The organism is Comamonas sp. wu1-DMT (assembly GCF_040187805.1).
GTDB lineage: Bacteria > Pseudomonadota > Gammaproteobacteria > Burkholderiales > Burkholderiaceae_C > Comamonas > Comamonas thiooxydans.
In genome coordinates, this window is sequence record NZ_JBANEM010000003.1 from 31,455 (window position 1) to 47,529 (window position 16,075).

Sequence of the window (16,075 nt, forward strand, 5' to 3'; positions counted from 1 at the left end):
TTTTACTATTAATAAATGAGCAATCAGCTCATCGAAGCACCCGCTTATGGCAAGTCCTTCATGGTCTCGGGATCATTGGCCGGGCGCGGGCCTATGGTGCCCAGTCGGCTTTTGAGCGACTGAGGCTGGCCGGTGATCAGCGCCGCATAGTTGGTGGTGTTGGAGAGCACCTTCTTCACATAGTCGCGGGTCTCGCTGAAGGGCACGTTTTCGGCCCAGATGGCGGCATCCAGCGTGGGGCCGTTGCGCCAGTTGCGCGGGCGGCCCGGGCCGGCGTTGTAACCCGCGGCAGCCAGCGCCATAGAACCCTCGAAGTCGTCCAGCGCCAGCTTGAGATAGGAGGTGCCGATGGTGATATTGGTGTCGCGGTCGTTGATCATGTCGGGCGTGAAGCCCGTCATGCCGATCTTTTTAGCCGTCCAGCGCGCCGTGGCCGGCATCACCTGCATCAGCCCCGAAGCGCCCACGCCCGAGCGTGCATCCATGATGAAGCGGCTCTCCTGACGGATCAGGCCGTAAACATAGGCCGGGTCCAGCCCGATATTGCGCGACTTGGCCAGCACCGTATCGTGATAGGGCATGGGAAAGCGCTGCTTCCAGTCGGCAAAAGTCTTGGTGCGCTCGCTGGTGTTGATGCAGCGATCCCAGACCTGGCGCTCGCAGGCCAGATCGGCGGCCGCATACAGTTCGCGATCTTCCATGCCGCCAGGCTGGTGCAGATTGGTGGAATAGTTCCACTCGCGCACGCCTTCGCTGCGCAGCCCCATGCCAATCGCATACAGGCTGCGGCTCAGGCCGGGGTTGCTGCGCGCCGCCGCCTTTTCCTGCGCCGTCAACGGTGCGGGCGCGGGCGGCACGGTAATGCGCTGGCCGATTTCCTCCAGCGCCAGCTGCTCGTAGAAGCTGTGGCTGCCGGCCGTGTCCTCCAGCAGTTGGCGGGCTTCGGCCTTTTCCTCGGCATTGGGGCGGCCCGCCAGCATGGCCTTGGCTTTCCAGTAGGCCCAGGTCGGGTCGGTGCGCTCCGGGCCCATGGCGTCGATGGCGCGACGCACGGCCTTCCAGTCGCCGGCACGCAAGGCGGCACGGACCTTCCAGCCCAGCAGGTCGTCGCTCAGGTCTTCGTTGCGGCGCACCTTGCCGAAATAGCTATTGGCATCGGGCGAGAGCTTGAAGGCAGCCTGCTTGCCGGCCACAGCCCAGGCCCAGTTGCGCTCCTCGCCGTTGAGCTGGGCGCCCCAGCCGCCTTCGATCTGGGTGGCGGCCGCATCGGGGTCGCTGGCCGCCATGCGAATCAGGGCCAGCAGGGCCAGCTCCTTGCGCTCGCGGCCGCGTGCCTTGCTCTGGCCTGCCAGGTATTTGACGGGCGAGGCAAAGACCTGCGCCACCTGGTCGGCGGCCTCGGGGGCGACCATGACCACCGCATCACGGGCCGCCTTCTGGCGATTGTTTTCGGTGGCCACACGAGCACGGCGCCAGACATCGGCGTCGGTGATCAGCTTGTTCGCATACAGCTGGCCGGCGGCCGTGGTGCAGCCGTCATCGGCATCCTTCTGTGCCAGCCACAGATCGCGTACCTGCTGGCCCACATTGGGCGCGCCCCGGCCTTGCAAGGCATCGGCGAGCAGGGCGTAACAGGTGACGGACTTGTCGTCGCGCATGCGGAACTTGGGATAAACCTGGCTGAAGGTGTTCCAGTCGCGCTGCTTGCCCAGCAGCAGCAGCCAGTCGTTGCGCAAGCGGTCTTCCTGATAGGTGCCGGCATAGCGGTTCAGAAAGCCCTGGATTTCATCGGGCGACGCGGTTTCCAGACGGTTCTTGAGTTCCCAGTAAGCGGCCCAAGGTTCGAGGGGGTGACCGGCAGCCTGAGGCAGGAGCTGGGTCAGCGCCGTCTGATTGCGGCTGCGGAATGCTTTTTGCATGTCCAGCAACACGGCGTCGCCCGGGTTTTGTGCCTGCGCAAAAGGAGCAGCTACAGTCAACAGGGAAGCCGCACAAAGCGGTGTCAAAATCTTCAGCCAGTGCATGGAGGAAATTATCCGATGGACAAAGCAGCGTTACGCCGCAAGTTGATTGAACTGCGCCTCAACCTTCCAGATCGCCTGCAACGCGCCGATGCGCTGCAGCAGGTGATGCGCTTTTGGCTGATGGAGCGGCCCGATACCGTGATTGGTGCCTACTGGCCCATCAAGGGTGAATTCGATCCGCTGCCAGCCCTGCATCGCTGGAAGGAAGATGGCGAGCTACAGGGTACTCCACAAAGGCGCAGGATCGGGCTGCCGGTGATAGACAAACAGCGCAAGACGCTGAGTTTTCACGCCTGGTACCCCGGTTGCCCGATGGAGGAGGACGCCTATGGCATTCCCAAGCCCAAGGATACCGAACTGCTGGTGCCCACGCTGCTGTTTGTCCCCTGCGTAGGCTACGCGGCCGGCGGCTACCGCCTGGGCTATGGCGGCGGCTTCTATGACCGCACGCTGGCCGAGCTGAGCCCGCGCCCCTTCACCGTGGGTCTGGGCTACACCAATGGCTATGTCGATGACTTCCAGCCCGAGGCCCATGACCAGCCGCTGGACGCCATCCTCAACGACAACGGCGTGGTCTGGCCCGTCTAACCTTTGAATCGCTTTGCCATGAGTCGTCCCCGCAAGAACATTCCCCAGCGCCGCTACCGCCAGCGCCCGCCACTGACCGTGATGCAGCTGCCGCTCACGCACCCCGAGGTGCTGCGGCTGCAAGCACATATGCGCCGCCATGGCGCGCTTGGCCTGACACCGCGCCAGCACGATGCCATCTGGGACTTTCTGTTCGAGCGCCCCGAGAGCCAGGCCTGGCTCAGCCAGATGACGGCGCAGATTCAGGCCGGGCAGATCGCCACGCGGCCCAGCGCCTGATCGCGTTCATCGAAAAAATGCTCCTTATTAAGGAGCATTTACTGCATTCAATTAAAGGACTTCATAGCTTTATCAGCCTGAAGTCCTTTTTTATCAAGCGCAAGAAGCTATCAATTTCAAGCTGACTGGCTGGCGCGCCAGTTGTGCCAGCCCGATGCACGCAGCTCGCAAGCCGGGCAACTGCCACAGCCATAGCCCCACTCGTGCAGCGCATCGCGCGTGCCCTGATAGCAGGTATGGGTCTCGGTGCGGATCAGCTCCACCAGTTCGCTGCCGCCCAGGTCCTGGGCCAGTTGCCAGGTCTGGGCCTTGTCCAGCCACATCAGCGGCGTATCGATGCGCAGCCGGCGTTCCAGGCCCAGGTTCAGCGCCAGTTGCTGGGCCTTCATGGTGTCGTCGCGGCAATCGGGGTAGCCCGAGTAATCGGTCTCGCAGACGCCGGTGACGATCACCGTCAGCCCGCGGCGATAGGCCAGCGCGCCGGCCAGCGTCAGAAACAGCAGGTTGCGGCCCGGCACAAAGGTGTTGGGCAGGCCGTCGGCCTGCATGGCAAAAGCCACATCCTCGGTCAGGGACGAGCCGCCAATCTGCTTGAGCACGTCGAGCGACAGCACATGGTCCTCGCCCAGACGAGGCGCCCACAGGGGAAAACGCTCAGCCAGCTGCTCGCGCACACCGGCGCGCACCTGCATCTCCACGCTGTGGCGCTGGCCGTAGTCAAAGCCCAGCGTCTCCACGCGCTCGAACATGGCCAGGGCCTGGGCCAGGCAGGTGGTCGAGTCCTGGCCGCCCGAGAACAGCACCAGCGCGCCCTTGTGATGACCGGCCCCGGCCACCTGAGCGGCCGGGCTTGCAGAAGAAGTCGAAGTATTTGCCATAGTGCTGCAATTACATCATCCGCCGTGCCACCGAGACATGACTGTGGAATCAAAACACACAGACCGTCAGGCCCAAGCTTGATAAGCTGCTCGACAAACCACACAGGAGTCCGCCATGAAGCTCTATATCGGCAACAAGAATTACTCGTCCTGGTCCATGCGTCCCTGGGTGCTGATGCGCCAATGCGGCATCAGCTTCGAAGAGCTCACGCTGCGCTTTGACAGCTTTGCGCCCGACTCCAGCTTCAAGCTGCAGGCGCTGGCACTCGCACCGACCGGCAAGGTGCCGCTGCTGGTCGACGAGGGACTGATCATCTGGGACAGCCTGGCCATCTGCGAATACCTGGCCGAGCGTTTTCCCGACAAGCATCTGTGGCCGCAGACCGTGGCCCAGCGCGCCCGCGCACGCAGTCTGGTGGCTCAGATGCACAGCGGCTTCGGTGCGCTGCGCAGCCTTTGCCCCATGAATATCGAAGCCCAGCTGCAGGAAACCGGCGCCCGGCTCTGGGCCGAGCATGCCGATCTGCGCAGCGATGTCCAACAACTCGAAGAGCTCTGGACCCCACTGCTGAGCGCTGCCAGCGGCCCCATGCTGTTCGACCAGTTCAGCATTGCCGATGCCTTTTTTGCGCCGGTGTGCATGCGCATCAACAGCTACGGCCTGCCGACCTCGGCCCCGGTACGTGCCTATATACAGCGCGTCACCCAGTTGCCAGCCACCCAGGAATGGATTCAGGCAGCGCTGGCCGAGCACGACTTTCTGCAGTTTGAAGAGCCCTATCGCCAGCAGCGCTGAGGCTTGGCTCCCGCGATTGCGGTATCTGCAGGCCGGCTCGCAGCCACTACCATTGCAGCATGAGTGAATTCAAGGTTTTCAAGGTAGGCGGTGCGGTGCGCGATGCATTGCTGGGCCTGCCCGTCAACGATACGGACTGGGTGGTGGTTGGCGCCACGCCGGAGCAGATGAGCGCGCGCGGCTTCGTGCCCGTGGGGCGCGACTTTCCGGTGTTTCTGCACCCCCGGACCCATGAGGAATATGCGCTGGCACGCACCGAGCGCAAGAACGGCATGGGCTATCGCGGCTTTGTGGTCCACACCGCCGCCGATGTGACACTGGAAGAAGACCTGGCGCGGCGCGATCTCACCATCAACTCCATCGCTGCTCCCGCAGACTGGACAGGCAACGGCGACCTCGAAGATCTGGTCGACCCCTACCACGGCCAGCAGGATCTGAAGAATCGCGTGCTGCGCCATGTGACCGATGCCTTCCGCGAAGACCCGGTACGCATTCTGCGTCTGGCCCGCTTTGCGGCGCGCTTCACCGATTTTTCCGTCGCGCCCGAGACCATGGAACTCATGCGCGAGATGGTGGCGGCCGGCGAGGTCGATGCCCTGGTGCCCGAGCGCGTGTGGCAGGAAATCAGCCGCGGCCTGATGGAGGCCCAGCCCTCGCGCATGTTCGAGATCCTGCGCGAATGCGGGGCGCTGGTCCGGCTGCTGCCCGAACTCGACAAGCTCTGGGGCGTGCCCCAGCGCGCCGAATACCACCCCGAGATCGATTGCGGCGTGCATGCCATGATGGTGCTGGACATGTCGGCGCGCCTGCAGGCACCGCTGTCCGTGCGTTTTGCCTGCCTCTGCCATGACTTCGGCAAGGGCAGCACGCCGGCCGATGTGCTGCCCCGCCATATCGGCCATGAGCAGCGCAGCGCCCGCCTGCTGCTACAGGTCTGCGAGCGCTGGCGCGTACCCAACGACTGCAAGGAGCTGGCCGAGGTCGTAGCGCGCGAGCATGGCAACATCCACCGCAGCCATGAACTCAATGCCGCCGCCCTGCTGCGGCTGCTCGAGCGCTGCGATGCCATCCGCAAGCCCCAGCGCTTCGAGGAAGCCCTGCAGGCCTGCGAATGCGACGCGCGCGGACGGCTGGGTTTTGAAGATGCGGCCTATCCGCAGCGCCAGCGCCTGGGCAATGCCCTGAAAGCGGCTCTGGCCGTGGAAACCGGCCCGGTCGCCCAGGCCGCAGCACAGCGCGGCCTCAAGGGCAAGGCCATCGGCGACGCAGTGAGCAAGGCGCGCGAGCGGGCGATTGCCGCCTATCTGGAAGACGGCGCCTAGCAGCTCGCGCGCCGAGGTCCAGAAGGCAAGGATGGGCGCGGCTTGAGTTAAGTCAAAGAAGCTATGCTGCAGCCATTGCACAGTACGAGACGGCTGCGGCGATTCACTCCGCCCGGGCCATGCAGCAGGTCACGAAGCCCGCTGCAACCCCCATGCCATACCGGTATGGTTCTTTGACGGGCAAGTGTCCGGCCCACAGGCCACGGCCTTGCCCTCTTGCTTCAAGGAGGTGCTCTGATGTCCTTACCCCAGACCATGAAAGCCGCCGTGGTGCGTTCCTTCGGGAAGCCGCTCACGATCGAAGAAATGCCGGTGCCTCGACCGGCAGACGATCAGATCCTGGTCAAGATTGCCGCCTCCGGCGTCTGCCACACCGATCTGCATGCGGCCGAAGGCGACTGGCCCGTCAAGCCTCATCCGCCCTTCATTCCCGGCCACGAGGGCGTGGGCCATGTAGCTGCGGTGGGCAAGAACGTCAAGCATGTCAAGGAAGGCGATCGCGTGGGCGTGCCCTGGCTGCACAGCGCCTGCGGCTTCTGCCGCCACTGCATAGGCGGCTGGGAAACCTTGTGCGAATCTCAGACCAATACCGGCTATTCGGTCAACGGCGGCTTTGCCGATTACGCACTGGCCGACCCCAACTATGTGGGCCATCTGCCGTCCAATGTGAGCTTTATCGACGTCGCTCCCGTGCTCTGCGCCGGGGTCACGGTGTACAAGGGCCTGAAGGTCACCGACGCCAAGCCCGGCGACTGGGTGGTGATTTCCGGCATCGGCGGCCTGGGCCATATGGCTGTGCAATATGCCAAGGCCATGGGCTTCAATGTCGCGGCGGTCGACATCGACGACAGCAAGCTCGCGCTGGCGCGCCAGCTGGGCGCCACCGTCACCGTCAACGCCATGAACACCGACCCGGCGGCCTATCTGCAAAGAGAGATCGAAGGCGCCCACGGCGTGCTGGTCACGGCCGTGTCACCCAAGGCTTTCGAGCAGGCTCTGGGCATGGTGCGTCGCGGCGGCACGATTTCGCTCAACGGTCTTCCACCTGGCGATTTTCCGCTGCCGATTTTCTCCATGGTGCTCAAGGGCATCACGGTGCGCGGCTCCATCGTCGGCACGCGCCTGGACCTGCAGGAGTCGCTGGACTTTGCCGCCCAGGGCAAGGTCAAGGCCACCGTATCCACCGACAAGCTGGAAAACATCAACGACATCTTTGCCCGCATGCACGAAGGCAAGATCGAAGGCCGCGTGGTGCTGGACATCGCCGCCTGAGCCAGGCTAACCGGCCCCGAACCGGGGCCGGGTGAACGGGCCCGCTCGCGCGAAGCCGCCGCTCAGATCACCGAGCGCACCCAGCGCACGATCTCCGAGGCCGGCAGGGCTCCGGAGATGCGTGCCAGTTCCCTGCCTTCCTTGAAGACCACCATGGTCGGAATGCTGCGAATGCCCAAGGGTGCTGCGGCCTGTGGATAAGCCTCGGTATCGAGCTTGGCCAGTTGCGCCTGCCCCGCCAGTTGCTGGGCCGCCTGGGCAAAGGCCGGCGCCATCATGCGGCAGGGGCCGCACCAGGGGGCCCAGAAATCCACGACCACGGGCAACTGGCTGCGGCCGGTGTGCCGGGCAAAGCTGTCGTTGTCCAGCGCCACGGGCTCGCCCGTCACCAGCGGCTGGTGGCAGCTGCCGCAATCGGGCTGGTTGCCCAGCTGGTCGCTGGCAATGCGATTGGTGGTGTGGCAATGAGGACAGACGTAGTGCAGGGATTCGGACACAGGGGCAACCTTTCTAGGATTTACGCAAACAAGAATGCGACAACGGCCTGCCTCCTGGGACAGTCGCCTTGCCTGAACCCGCTTTGCGTAAGTTGTACTTTCTTTGGCAATGCCTGACGGTGCCAGCAGGCACTGCTCGGGCTCAGGTCCGTATGTGCAGCCAAAGCCTGCAGATTCAAGTCGGCCCGACTCAGAAGGTGTTTACGCTCTCAGAGCTTCACAAAGCGGGCAATCAGCGCCGCCACCACGCTGAGCAGCACCGTACTGGCCACGGGCAGAAAAAATTCCTTGCCGAACAGCCGAAAGCGGAAGTCGCCGGGCAGACGCCCCAGCCCTATGCGCTGCAGCCAGCCGTGCAGCCCGTTGACGAGCAACAGGGCCAGAAAAATGACGATCAACCAGCGAATCATGAGACCGCAAGTATAGGGGCGCACTGTCCTGACGGCCTGCGCGCCCATGCTGTCAGGCAGCCATTCCGTTTATGCATGACATGCTTCCCAAAGATTGATTGACCTCAATTCCCCCCTCTGCCCATGATGTCCAAGCCCTGCGCCATGCAGGGACCGGGCCCATGCGTCTGCCGTCACGGCCCGCCAACAACAAACAACGAGACATACCGTGCCCCAGACCTTTTCACGCAAACAGTTTCTCCTGACCGCAGCGCTGCTGGGCGCCAGCCTGGCCCTGCCAGCGGCTGCCGACAGCTTCCCCAATCGCCCACTCAAGCTGGTCGTGCCTTTCTCGCCCGGCGGCAACACCGATGTCGTGGCACGCCTGGTCGGCCAGGGTCTGGCCGAGGCCCTGGGCCAGCCGGTCGTGGTGGAGAACATCCCCGGCGCCAACGGAGCCATCGGAGCCAGCCGCGTCGCAGCCGCCGCCAATGACGGCTACACGCTGCTGTTCGGCACGGCAGGCACGCAGGCCATCAATCCCAGCCTGTACCGCAATCTCAGCGAGAAAAGCCTGGACGACTTCGAGTACGTAGCTCTGGTGACCTCGATTCCCAATGTGCTGGTGATCAACGAATCGAAAACACCGGTCAAATCGGTGGCCGAGTTGGTGAGCTACGCGCGCGAGCGCCGCACCGGCATGAGCTATGGCTCGCCGGGCATGGGCTCCACCGTGCATCTCTCGGGCGAGCTGCTCAAGAGCGCCGCCAAACTGGACCTGGTTCACGCGCCTTACAAGGGCAGCGCTCCGGCACTGACCGATCTGATCGGCGGCCAGATCGATTTCATCTTCGAGAACATCACGCCGGCACTGCCCTTCATCCAGGGCGGCAAGCTCAAGGCGCTGGCCGTGACCTCCGCCGAGCGCCTGCCGCAGCTGCCCCAGGTCCCGACCATGAAGGAAAGCGGCTTTCCGTCCTTTGTCACCGCCACCTGGAACGGCGTGCTGGCCCCCAAGGGGACACCACGCGCCGTGGTCCAGCGACTTGAAGCCGCCACGCTCAAGGTGGCCAGCAGCCCCGAGTTCAAGGCCAGAGTCGCAGCCCTGGGAGGCGAACCTCGCCTGCTCGGCTCAAGCGCGTTCCGCGACTTCACGCGCACCGAGTACAAGCACTGGGGCAGCATCATCCAGGCCGCCAAGCTCGAAAAGCAGTGAGCTCGGCGGGCACGCAGACGCTATAGCCGATGCGTGCGGTCGCCCTGCACAAAGCCCAGCGGCGTCCAGGGCTCCACGCCCTTGGACAGGGCAACGACCTTGAACAGCTCGCCCATCTCGTGCTCCATGACCAGCTTGGAGGCCATGGATCTGGCCTTGATGCCGACCGCATCGAGCTTGGGTGCAAGTCCGCAGTTGATGAGAAAGTGCGCCTGATTGGTATAGCCCAGCACGTCGAAGCCCGCATCCTGGGCCGCCACGGCCGTGCCCGTGAAATTGACGTGAGCCGTGATGTCCTTGAGGCCGACCAGCACCAGAGGGTCGTTGTCCACCTGATGCTGGTAGTGGCAGACCAGGGTCCCCATATGGCGCTGCTCGTGGTAGTACTCGCTCTCGCCAAAGCCGTAATCGATAAAGAAGGCGGCACCGCGAATCAGGCGCTCGCCCAGGGTGTGGATAAATGCCTCGCCCTGGCGGTGGATTTCGGTCAGAAAATCATGCGGGCCACCGATATCCACAGGCGGGCGCAGTTCGGTGGGACGGTCTTCCCAGGCAAAAGCCGCCTCATCGCCGCCTGCGCCGAGCACCACGCCGCGCTCATGCCATTGGCCTGCGGTGCGCTGCAACAGCTGCACCGGCATGGCATCCAGCACCTCGTTGCCGATGATCACGCCTTCCATGGCCTCGGGCAGCGCATCCACCCAGCGCACCAGATGTTCGTACTTGGCCAGCGCCAGCTTCTGGCGCGCGCGCAGCGTGCCCGAGAGATCGACGATGGTGTAGCGCTCGGGCAACGCACCATGAGCCGCCAGCTCGTCGAGGATCTGCAGCGCCAGCGCGCCGGTTCCCGCGCCAAACTCCCAGATCTCGCGGGTATTCGTTTTTTGTAGCGCCTCCCGTAACTGGGACGCCACCAGCTGGCCAAAAATAGGCGAAATCTCCGGCGCCGTCACAAAGTCGCTGCCCGACTCCGGCATGGCACCGAACTTGGCCGTTTCATTGGCGTAATAGCCCAGGCCCGGCGCATAGAGCGCCAGCTCCATGAAACGGTCGAAAGGCAGCCAGCCGCCCACGGCGGCAATCTCCTTGGCAATGCGGGATTGCAAGGCGCTCGTTAAACTTGAGGGTTCTGTCGTCACAACCCGCATTTTCCACGAATGTCCTCACCCGCCCGACCACGCACAGTATTGGTGACCGGTTCCGCCCGTCGCCTTGGACGTGACATGGCCCTGGCCTTGGCCCGCGCGGGCTGGCAAGTGGCTGTGCACTATCGCGACTCCCGCGAGCAAGCCATGCAGACCGTGGCTTCCTGCGCGCAGTTGTCGGGCGACAGCGCGGCTTTTGACGCGGACTTCTTTGACGAGGAATCCGTGCGCTCGCTGGTGCCGCGTGTGGTGGAGCGCTTTGGCCGCATCGACGCCGTGGTCAATAACGCCTCGCTGTTCGAGCATGACGATGCCCAGAGCTTCAGCTATGTGGCGCTGGAAGCGCATCTGCGCAGCAACACGGGTGCGCCCATATTGCTGTCCCAGGCTCTGCACGCCCATGTGCAGGAGCGCGTGGCGGCAGGCGAAGAGTCCGCCCAGGGCGCCGTGGTCAATGTGCTGGACCAGAAGCTCTGGAACCAGAACCCCGATTTCCTGAGCTACACCCTTTCCAAGGCGGCTCTGGAAGCCGCCAACACCATGCTGGCCCTGGCGCTGGCTCCACGCGTGCGCGTGGTGGGCGTGGCGCCGGGCCTGACACTGACCAGCCATATGCTGAGCCAGGAAAAGTTCGAGGCCCTGCACGCCATGAGCCCGCTGGGACGCTCCTCCTCGTCCGAGGACATTGCCGCCGCCGTGTGCTTTGCACTGGAAAACCGCTCCATGACGGGTACCACCATGCTGGTGGACGGCGGCCAACATTTACAGCGCTTCGAGCGCGATTTTTCGATGATGTGAGCCCGTCGAGGCCGCACCCTTTTCCATGACATCCACTTCCGGACAACAGATTCTCACGCTCACCGGGCTGCGCTTCGACGCGAGCCTGGGGATTCTTGCGCATGAGAAACAAGAGCCTCAGCCGATTCAGGTCGACGCCGAACTCAATCTCGGCCCCCAGCCCCTGGCTCCGCGCGATGACGACATCCTCCATGTGCTGGACTACCGCAAGGTGCGCCAGATCATCATCGACGAATGCACCTCAGAGCATGTGAACCTGCTCGAGAGCCTGATCGGCAAGCTGGCCCAGCGCCTGCTGCAGCTGCCCGGCGTGCGCGGCGTGCGTGTGAAAATTGCGAAGCTGGAAATTTTTGACGACTGCGAAGTAGCCATTCGCATCGAAACCGGACAATGGTGAACCCCATGAATGCAGTAAACGACAACCCCTGGATTGCCGAAGAGGCAGAAGCCGCCGATGCTGCGGCCGCAGAGAACGCCAACGGCGAAGAAGCCGCCAAGCCCGGCAAGATCAAGATCGAACGCGAACAGATCAAGCTCGAGAAGCGCCTGTGCCGCGAAGTGGGCAAGGCCATCCTCGACTACAACATGATCGAGGAAGGCGACAAGGTCATGGTCTGCATGTCCGGCGGCAAGGACAGCTACACCCTGCTCGACATTCTGCGCAAGCTGCAAAAGCGTGCGCCCGTGAAGTTCGACATCGTGGCCGTGAACCTGGACCAGAAGCAGCCCGGCTTCCCCGAGCATGTGCTGCCCGAGTACTTCCAGAGCATCGGCGTGGACTACCACATCGAGAACCAGGACACCTACAGCGTCGTCAAGCGCGTCGTGCCCGAAGGCAAGACCACCTGCGGCCTGTGCTCGCGCCTGCGCCGCGCCATCCTGTACAAGGTGGCCGACCAGCTGGGCTGCACCAAGGTGGCCCTGGGCCATCACCGCGACGACATCGTGCAGACCATGATGCTCAATATGTTCTACGGCGGCCGCATGAAGGGCATGCCGCCCAAGCTGGTCAGCGACGACGGCAAGCATGTGGTGATCCGCCCCCTGTGCTATGTGCCCGAGAAGGACACGACGCGCTGGGCCCAGTACCAGAACTTCCCCATCATTCCCTGCAACCTCTGCGGCAGCCAGGACGGCCTGCAGCGCGTGGCCGTGGGCAATATGCTGCGCGAGTGGGACAAGAAGTTCCCCGGCCGCATCGAGAGCATGTTCCGCGCCATGGGCAATATCGTGACCACGCACATGATGGATCCCCAGCTGCACGACTTCAGGAACGCCAAGGCCACGGGCATTGCCGATCCCAACGGCGACATGGCCTTTGACCATGAAGAGCTGCCAACCATGGCAGCCCTGCCCGGCGGAGTACAAGTGGTACAACTGTCCTGAGCGGACTTTTGAACTAAAACCGGACCCTGCTGTCCAATCAAAGGCCCATCCCATGGGCCTTTGTCGTTTTCAGAGAAATCATCATGAACCTGCGCAAAACCTCCTTACGCTGGATCGGCCTTGTGGCCCTGACTGCGACGGCTCTGCTGGCTGGCTGCAGCACGGTGCGCGAGGTCAACAGCACGGTGCAGAGCTTTTCTGCACTGAACACCATCCCTGTACCGGCCACCTACCGGCTGGAGACCCTGCCCTCGCAGCAAGGCCAGGTGAACTTCGCGGCCGTGGAAGCCCAGGCCCAGCATGCGCTGGCCCGCGTCGGCCTGACGCGCGATGACTCGCGTGCCAGCCTGGTGGTGCAGATCAGCGCCATGGCACGCTATGCGCGCGACTGGGCCAGCTGGCCCTATTACGACCCCTACTGGGGCCCGCGCTGGGGCTGGGGCATGAGCTACGGCCGCGGTTGGGGCATGGGTTTTGGCGGCAGCATGATGTTCAACGAACCGCCGCTGGAGTACTACCGCGCCGTGAGCATCGTCATGCGCGATATCAAGACCCAGCAGATCGTCTACGAAACCTCGGCCCAGCGCCAGGATGTGTGGACCGACGACCCGGCCATCTTCGGCATTCTGTTTGATGCCGCGCTGACGGGCTTCCCCAAGCCGCCGCAGGGCCCGCGCAATGTGCGCACCGTCATCCAGCCGCCGGCAGCGCAGCCTGCCAGCGGCGCGCCTGCAGCCCCCGCGCAGCCCGCCGCATCGGTCACGCCAGCCACCCCGGCCAACGTGGCACCGGCCACCGTGGCGCCGGCACGTTGATTTGCAATCTTCAACAGTTGCCCGGCCTGCCGCGTGCTAACGTGCAGCTCGCTTTGAACCAGGGCGTCTTCCCTGAGCCCTCGCCATGAAAAGGATGAAGTCATGAAGAAATTTGCTCTCTCCAGCCTGCTTTGCGCCACCGTGGCCGCGGGCGCCTTCAGCGCCCATGCCAGCGGCCTCGGCGACGCCTTGCGCGGTCAGCTGGGCGGCGGCGCGGCCGAGAGCAGCTCCAGCGCCTCGGGCCTGGGCGGCATGCTCGGCGGCTCCGGAGGCTCTTCGGCACTGTCGGCCCTGGGCCTGGGCAACCTGAGCTCCGGCACGGCCAGCAATGCCGCCGGTGTCCTCACCTACTGCATGAAGAACAACTACCTGAACGCCGACAAGGCCGCCCAGGTCAAGAATCAGCTGCTGGGCAAGCTGGGCCTGGGCCAGAAGGAAGAACCCAAGGATCAGGGCTACCAGAACGGGCTGATGGGCATGGTCACGGGCGCCGACGGCAAGAGCTTCAGCCTGGACAAGGTCAAGAGCAACCTCAAGGAAAAGGCCTGCGACTTTGTGCTGGACAATGCCAAATCGCTGATCTGACACCGAAAGACATGGCAGCCGGCGCTTGAAGCGCAAGCGCTGCAATAGCTAAAGGCTTGCAACCATGGTTGCAGGCCTTTTTTCTTGCCGGCTGCGCCACGATGCAGGCCGAGCGTCGAAAAGTCTGTAACAACAGACCGGGGTACAGGCACACTTTGTTTGCAAGACAATGACTGTTCAATAAAACAACCTACGCTGAACGAGCCAAGACATGCACGCCACGCGCATCATTGCCATCCGGCACGGAGAGACAACCTGGAATGTCGATGGACGCATCCAGGGGCATCTGGATATCCCCTTGAACGACACCGGCCTGTGGCAGGCCGAGCAGGCGGCCCAGGCGCTGGCCGACGAGAGCATTGCCGCCATCTACAGCAGCGACCTGCAGCGTGCCCATGTCACCGCACAGGCGATTGCCCAGAGATCCGGTGCACCTCTGCACACCACCGCAGGCCTGCGCGAGCGCTGCTTCGGCGATTTTCAGGGCCGCACCTTCAAGGATGTGGAAGCCACCCAGCCCGAGGACGCCCAGCTCTGGCGCACACGCAATCCGGCCTATGCCCCGCCCGGAGGTGGCGACTCGCTGCAGGCCTTGCGCGAACGCATCTTTGCCACCGTGGACCGGATTGCACGCCAGCATGAGGGCGAGCAGATCGTGCTGGTCGCCCATGGCGGCGTGATGGATGTGCTCTACCGCCTGGCCACGCGCCAGGATTTCCAGACGCCACGCACCTGGGAGCTGAGCAACTGCGCCATCAATCGCCTGCTCTGGACGCCCGACGGCCTGTCTTTGGTAGGCTGGGCAGATACCGCACACCTTCAGCAAGGCAGCCGAGATGAAGCACATTCCTGAGCATTTACAGACCCTGGTCGGCCAGGCCGTCAAACGCATAGACACGCCCGCGCTGGTCATAGACCTGGACGCCATGGACCGCAATATCGAGCGCATGGCCCGCTTTGCCCAGCAGCATGGCGTGCTCTGGCGCCCGCATGCCAAGCTGCACAAAAGCGCTCATATCGCCCATCTGCTCGAGCATGCCGGCGCCTGCGGCCACTGCGTGCAGAAAGTCAGCGAGGCCGAGGCACTGGCCCAGGGCGGCATCACCAATATCTTCATCAGCAACGAAGTCATCTCCCAAACCAAGCTGGTGCGCGTGGCGGCTCTGGCCAAGGCACTGAATGCCCAGGGCGGACGACTGGCCCTGGCCGTCGATTGCGAGGAAGGCATCACGCGGCTGGCGCGGGCCCTGCAAGATGCGCAGGCAGGCGATGCAGCCATGGATGTGCTGGTGGAAATCAATGTCGGCCAGAACCGCTGCGGCGCAGAGCCCGGCGAAGCCGCCCTGGTTCTGGCACAGGCGATTGCAGCCCAGCCCGTGCTGCGCTTTGCGGGCCTGCAGGCTTATCACGGCGGCGCCCAGCATCTGCGCAGCGCCGAGGAGCGCAAGACCGCCATCGAGCAGGTGCTCAAGCTCGTCAACCGCACGCGCCATGAGTTCGACCGCGCCGGCCTGACCATTCCGCTGATCACGGGTGCCGGTACGGGCACCATGGTCAACGAGGCTGCCAGCGGCATCTATGGCGAAATCCAGCCCGGCTCCTTCCTCTTCATGGACGCCGACTACGCGGCCAACCAGCGCGATGCGGCCCAGCCCCTGTTCGAGCATGCGCTCTACGTCAAGACCCAGGTCATGTCGCTCAGCGGCGATCACGCCGTCTGCGACGCCGGCCACAAGGCCCATGCCATAGACTCCGGCCTGCCCAGGCTGCATGCGCTGGCGCCCGAGAACGCACTGCGCTTTGCCAACGGCGGCGACGAGCATGGCGTGCTGCACCCCGATGCCGACGCGGGCAACCACAGCGGCTGGCTGCCCGCGCTGGGCGAGAGCCTGTGGCTGATTCCCGGCCACTGCGACCCCACGGTCAATCTGCACGACCATCTGATCGGCGTGCGCGGCGGCCGGCTCAAGGGCGTGGTCGAGCGCATCTTCACCGTCGACGGGCGCGGTGCGCTGACCTGATTCGCTCCTGCTCCGGGCCTTGATTGCTATATAAACAAGAGCTTACAACGCATTTCTTAAAATA

18 protein-coding genes are annotated in these 16,075 nt (G+C 64.0%); 13 read left to right on the plus strand and 5 right to left on the minus strand.

Annotation, left to right across the window (positions count from 1 at the left end; genetic code table 11):
• Positions 1-44: 44 nt before the first annotated feature.
• Positions 45-2,024, minus strand: coding sequence for a lytic transglycosylase domain-containing protein (locus tag V8Z78_RS06120; protein ID WP_349731080.1), 1,980 nt, complete (start codon positions 2,022-2,024; stop codon positions 45-47).
• A gap of 15 nt (positions 2,025-2,039) precedes the next feature.
• Here V8Z78_RS06120 and V8Z78_RS06125 point away from each other — a divergent pair, with 15 nt between their 5' ends.
• Positions 2,040-2,612: a 5-formyltetrahydrofolate cyclo-ligase gene (locus tag V8Z78_RS06125; RefSeq protein ID WP_003067985.1), complete on the plus strand. Its 573-nt coding sequence runs from the start codon at positions 2,040-2,042 to the stop codon at positions 2,610-2,612.
• Positions 2,613-2,630: 18 nt separating this feature from the next.
• Positions 2,631-2,891, plus strand: coding sequence for a hypothetical protein (locus V8Z78_RS06130; RefSeq protein WP_012839944.1), 261 nt, complete (start codon positions 2,631-2,633; stop codon positions 2,889-2,891).
• Positions 2,892-3,007: 116 nt separating this feature from the next.
• Here V8Z78_RS06130 and queC read toward each other — a convergent pair whose 3' ends face one another.
• Positions 3,008-3,769 (minus strand): 7-cyano-7-deazaguanine synthase QueC, encoded by a 762-nt coding sequence (queC, locus tag V8Z78_RS06135; RefSeq protein ID WP_003067983.1) that lies wholly within the window; start codon positions 3,767-3,769, stop codon positions 3,008-3,010.
• Positions 3,770-3,884: 115 nt separating this feature from the next.
• Here queC and V8Z78_RS06140 point away from each other — a divergent pair, with 115 nt between their 5' ends.
• The 3 genes from V8Z78_RS06140 to adhP all read left to right on the plus strand — a co-directional run bounded on the left by V8Z78_RS06140 (position 3,885) and on the right by adhP (position 7,159).
• Entirely contained in the window at positions 3,885-4,565 is a 681-nt protein-coding gene (locus V8Z78_RS06140; protein WP_349731081.1) for a glutathione S-transferase family protein, read from the plus strand.
• 59 nt (positions 4,566-4,624) lie between these two features.
• Positions 4,625-5,887 carry a multifunctional CCA addition/repair protein gene (locus V8Z78_RS06145; RefSeq protein WP_349731082.1) on the plus strand — a complete coding sequence of 421 codons (1,263 nt, stop codon included), beginning with the start codon at positions 4,625-4,627 and terminating at the stop codon, positions 5,885-5,887.
• A 237-nt stretch (positions 5,888-6,124) separates the two neighbouring features.
• Positions 6,125-7,159, plus strand: coding sequence for an alcohol dehydrogenase AdhP (gene adhP, locus V8Z78_RS06150; RefSeq protein WP_034354660.1), 1,035 nt, complete (start codon positions 6,125-6,127; stop codon positions 7,157-7,159).
• A gap of 62 nt (positions 7,160-7,221) precedes the next feature.
• Here the strand turns inward: adhP and trxC are convergent, their stop codons facing one another.
• Both trxC and V8Z78_RS06160 read right to left on the minus strand, forming a co-directional pair.
• Positions 7,222-7,656 carry a thioredoxin TrxC gene (gene trxC / locus V8Z78_RS06155; RefSeq protein WP_012839949.1) on the minus strand — a complete coding sequence of 145 codons (435 nt, stop codon included), beginning with the start codon at positions 7,654-7,656 and terminating at the stop codon, positions 7,222-7,224.
• A gap of 209 nt (positions 7,657-7,865) precedes the next feature.
• Positions 7,866-8,066 carry a DUF2905 domain-containing protein gene (locus V8Z78_RS06160; protein WP_012839950.1) on the minus strand — a complete coding sequence of 67 codons (201 nt, stop codon included), beginning with the start codon at positions 8,064-8,066 and terminating at the stop codon, positions 7,866-7,868.
• Positions 8,067-8,274: 208 nt separating this feature from the next.
• Between V8Z78_RS06160 and V8Z78_RS06165 the strand changes: the two genes are divergently transcribed.
• The gene (locus V8Z78_RS06165; RefSeq protein ID WP_349731083.1) at positions 8,275-9,261 is read left to right on the plus strand and encodes a Bug family tripartite tricarboxylate transporter substrate binding protein; all 987 of its coding nucleotides are present in this window, start codon (positions 8,275-8,277) and stop codon (positions 9,259-9,261) included.
• A gap of 20 nt (positions 9,262-9,281) precedes the next feature.
• On the opposite strand, the gene V8Z78_RS06170 is transcribed toward V8Z78_RS06165, so the two are convergent.
• On the minus strand, positions 9,282-10,409 hold the full coding sequence (locus V8Z78_RS06170; protein ID WP_349731084.1) for a class I SAM-dependent methyltransferase: 1,128 nt from the start codon (positions 10,407-10,409) through the stop codon (positions 9,282-9,284).
• A gap of 9 nt (positions 10,410-10,418) precedes the next feature.
• Between V8Z78_RS06170 and V8Z78_RS06175 the strand changes: the two genes are divergently transcribed.
• The 7 genes from V8Z78_RS06175 (at position 10,419) to V8Z78_RS06205 (ending at position 16,011) form a co-directional block, all read left to right on the plus strand.
• Entirely contained in the window at positions 10,419-11,204 is a 786-nt protein-coding gene (locus V8Z78_RS06175) for an SDR family oxidoreductase (RefSeq protein ID WP_003067974.1), read from the plus strand.
• 25 nt (positions 11,205-11,229) lie between these two features.
• On the plus strand, positions 11,230-11,601 hold the full coding sequence (locus V8Z78_RS06180) for a dihydroneopterin aldolase (RefSeq protein ID WP_003050921.1): 372 nt from the start codon (positions 11,230-11,232) through the stop codon (positions 11,599-11,601).
• Entirely contained in the window at positions 11,595-12,590 is a 996-nt protein-coding gene (gene ttcA / locus V8Z78_RS06185; protein ID WP_003067973.1) for a tRNA 2-thiocytidine(32) synthetase TtcA, read from the plus strand. Before V8Z78_RS06180 ends, ttcA begins: the two co-directional genes overlap by 7 nt.
• A gap of 83 nt (positions 12,591-12,673) precedes the next feature.
• On the plus strand, positions 12,674-13,405 hold the full coding sequence (locus tag V8Z78_RS06190; RefSeq protein ID WP_349731085.1) for a DUF4136 domain-containing protein: 732 nt from the start codon (positions 12,674-12,676) through the stop codon (positions 13,403-13,405).
• A 102-nt stretch (positions 13,406-13,507) separates the two neighbouring features.
• A complete protein-coding gene (locus tag V8Z78_RS06195; RefSeq protein WP_003068777.1) occupies positions 13,508-13,990 on the plus strand; it encodes a YjjA family protein in 483 nt (160 codons plus the stop codon).
• Between the two features lie 211 nt (positions 13,991-14,201).
• Positions 14,202-14,843 (plus strand): histidine phosphatase family protein, encoded by a 642-nt coding sequence (locus V8Z78_RS06200; protein ID WP_003068775.1) that lies wholly within the window; start codon positions 14,202-14,204, stop codon positions 14,841-14,843.
• Entirely contained in the window at positions 14,827-16,011 is a 1,185-nt protein-coding gene (locus tag V8Z78_RS06205) for a DSD1 family PLP-dependent enzyme (protein WP_003068773.1), read from the plus strand. The genes V8Z78_RS06200 and V8Z78_RS06205 overlap by 17 nt, the downstream gene beginning before the upstream one ends.
• Positions 16,012-16,075 lie beyond the last annotated feature (64 nt).

Bases quoted from the DNA above. Each gene is read 5' to 3' on its own strand.
- V8Z78_RS06175 (WP_003067974.1), top strand. From the start codon at position 10,419: ATGTCCTCACCCGCCCGACCACGCACAGTATTGGTGACCGGTTCCGCC.
- V8Z78_RS06145 (WP_349731082.1), top strand. From the start codon at position 4,625: ATGAGTGAATTCAAGGTTTTCAAGGTAGGCGGTGCGGTGCGCGATGCA.
- V8Z78_RS06170 (WP_349731084.1), bottom strand. From the start codon at position 10,409: ATGCGGGTTGTGACGACAGAACCCTCAAGTTTAACGAGCGCCTTGCAA.
- ttcA (WP_003067973.1), top strand. From the start codon at position 11,595: ATGGTGAACCCCATGAATGCAGTAAACGACAACCCCTGGATTGCCGAA.
- V8Z78_RS06195 (WP_003068777.1), top strand. From the start codon at position 13,508: ATGAAGAAATTTGCTCTCTCCAGCCTGCTTTGCGCCACCGTGGCCGCG.
- V8Z78_RS06140 (WP_349731081.1), top strand. From the start codon at position 3,885: ATGAAGCTCTATATCGGCAACAAGAATTACTCGTCCTGGTCCATGCGT.
- V8Z78_RS06200 (WP_003068775.1), top strand. From the start codon at position 14,202: ATGCACGCCACGCGCATCATTGCCATCCGGCACGGAGAGACAACCTGG.
- V8Z78_RS06180 (WP_003050921.1), top strand. From the start codon at position 11,230: ATGACATCCACTTCCGGACAACAGATTCTCACGCTCACCGGGCTGCGC.
- queC (WP_003067983.1), bottom strand. From the start codon at position 3,769: ATGGCAAATACTTCGACTTCTTCTGCAAGCCCGGCCGCTCAGGTGGCC.
- V8Z78_RS06120 (WP_349731080.1), bottom strand. From the start codon at position 2,024: ATGCACTGGCTGAAGATTTTGACACCGCTTTGTGCGGCTTCCCTGTTG.
- V8Z78_RS06205 (WP_003068773.1), top strand. From the start codon at position 14,827: ATGAAGCACATTCCTGAGCATTTACAGACCCTGGTCGGCCAGGCCGTC.
- adhP (WP_034354660.1), top strand. From the start codon at position 6,125: ATGTCCTTACCCCAGACCATGAAAGCCGCCGTGGTGCGTTCCTTCGGG.
- V8Z78_RS06125 (WP_003067985.1), top strand. From the start codon at position 2,040: ATGGACAAAGCAGCGTTACGCCGCAAGTTGATTGAACTGCGCCTCAAC.
- V8Z78_RS06160 (WP_012839950.1), bottom strand. From the start codon at position 8,066: ATGATTCGCTGGTTGATCGTCATTTTTCTGGCCCTGTTGCTCGTCAAC.
- V8Z78_RS06130 (WP_012839944.1), top strand. From the start codon at position 2,631: ATGAGTCGTCCCCGCAAGAACATTCCCCAGCGCCGCTACCGCCAGCGC.
- V8Z78_RS06190 (WP_349731085.1), top strand. From the start codon at position 12,674: ATGAACCTGCGCAAAACCTCCTTACGCTGGATCGGCCTTGTGGCCCTG.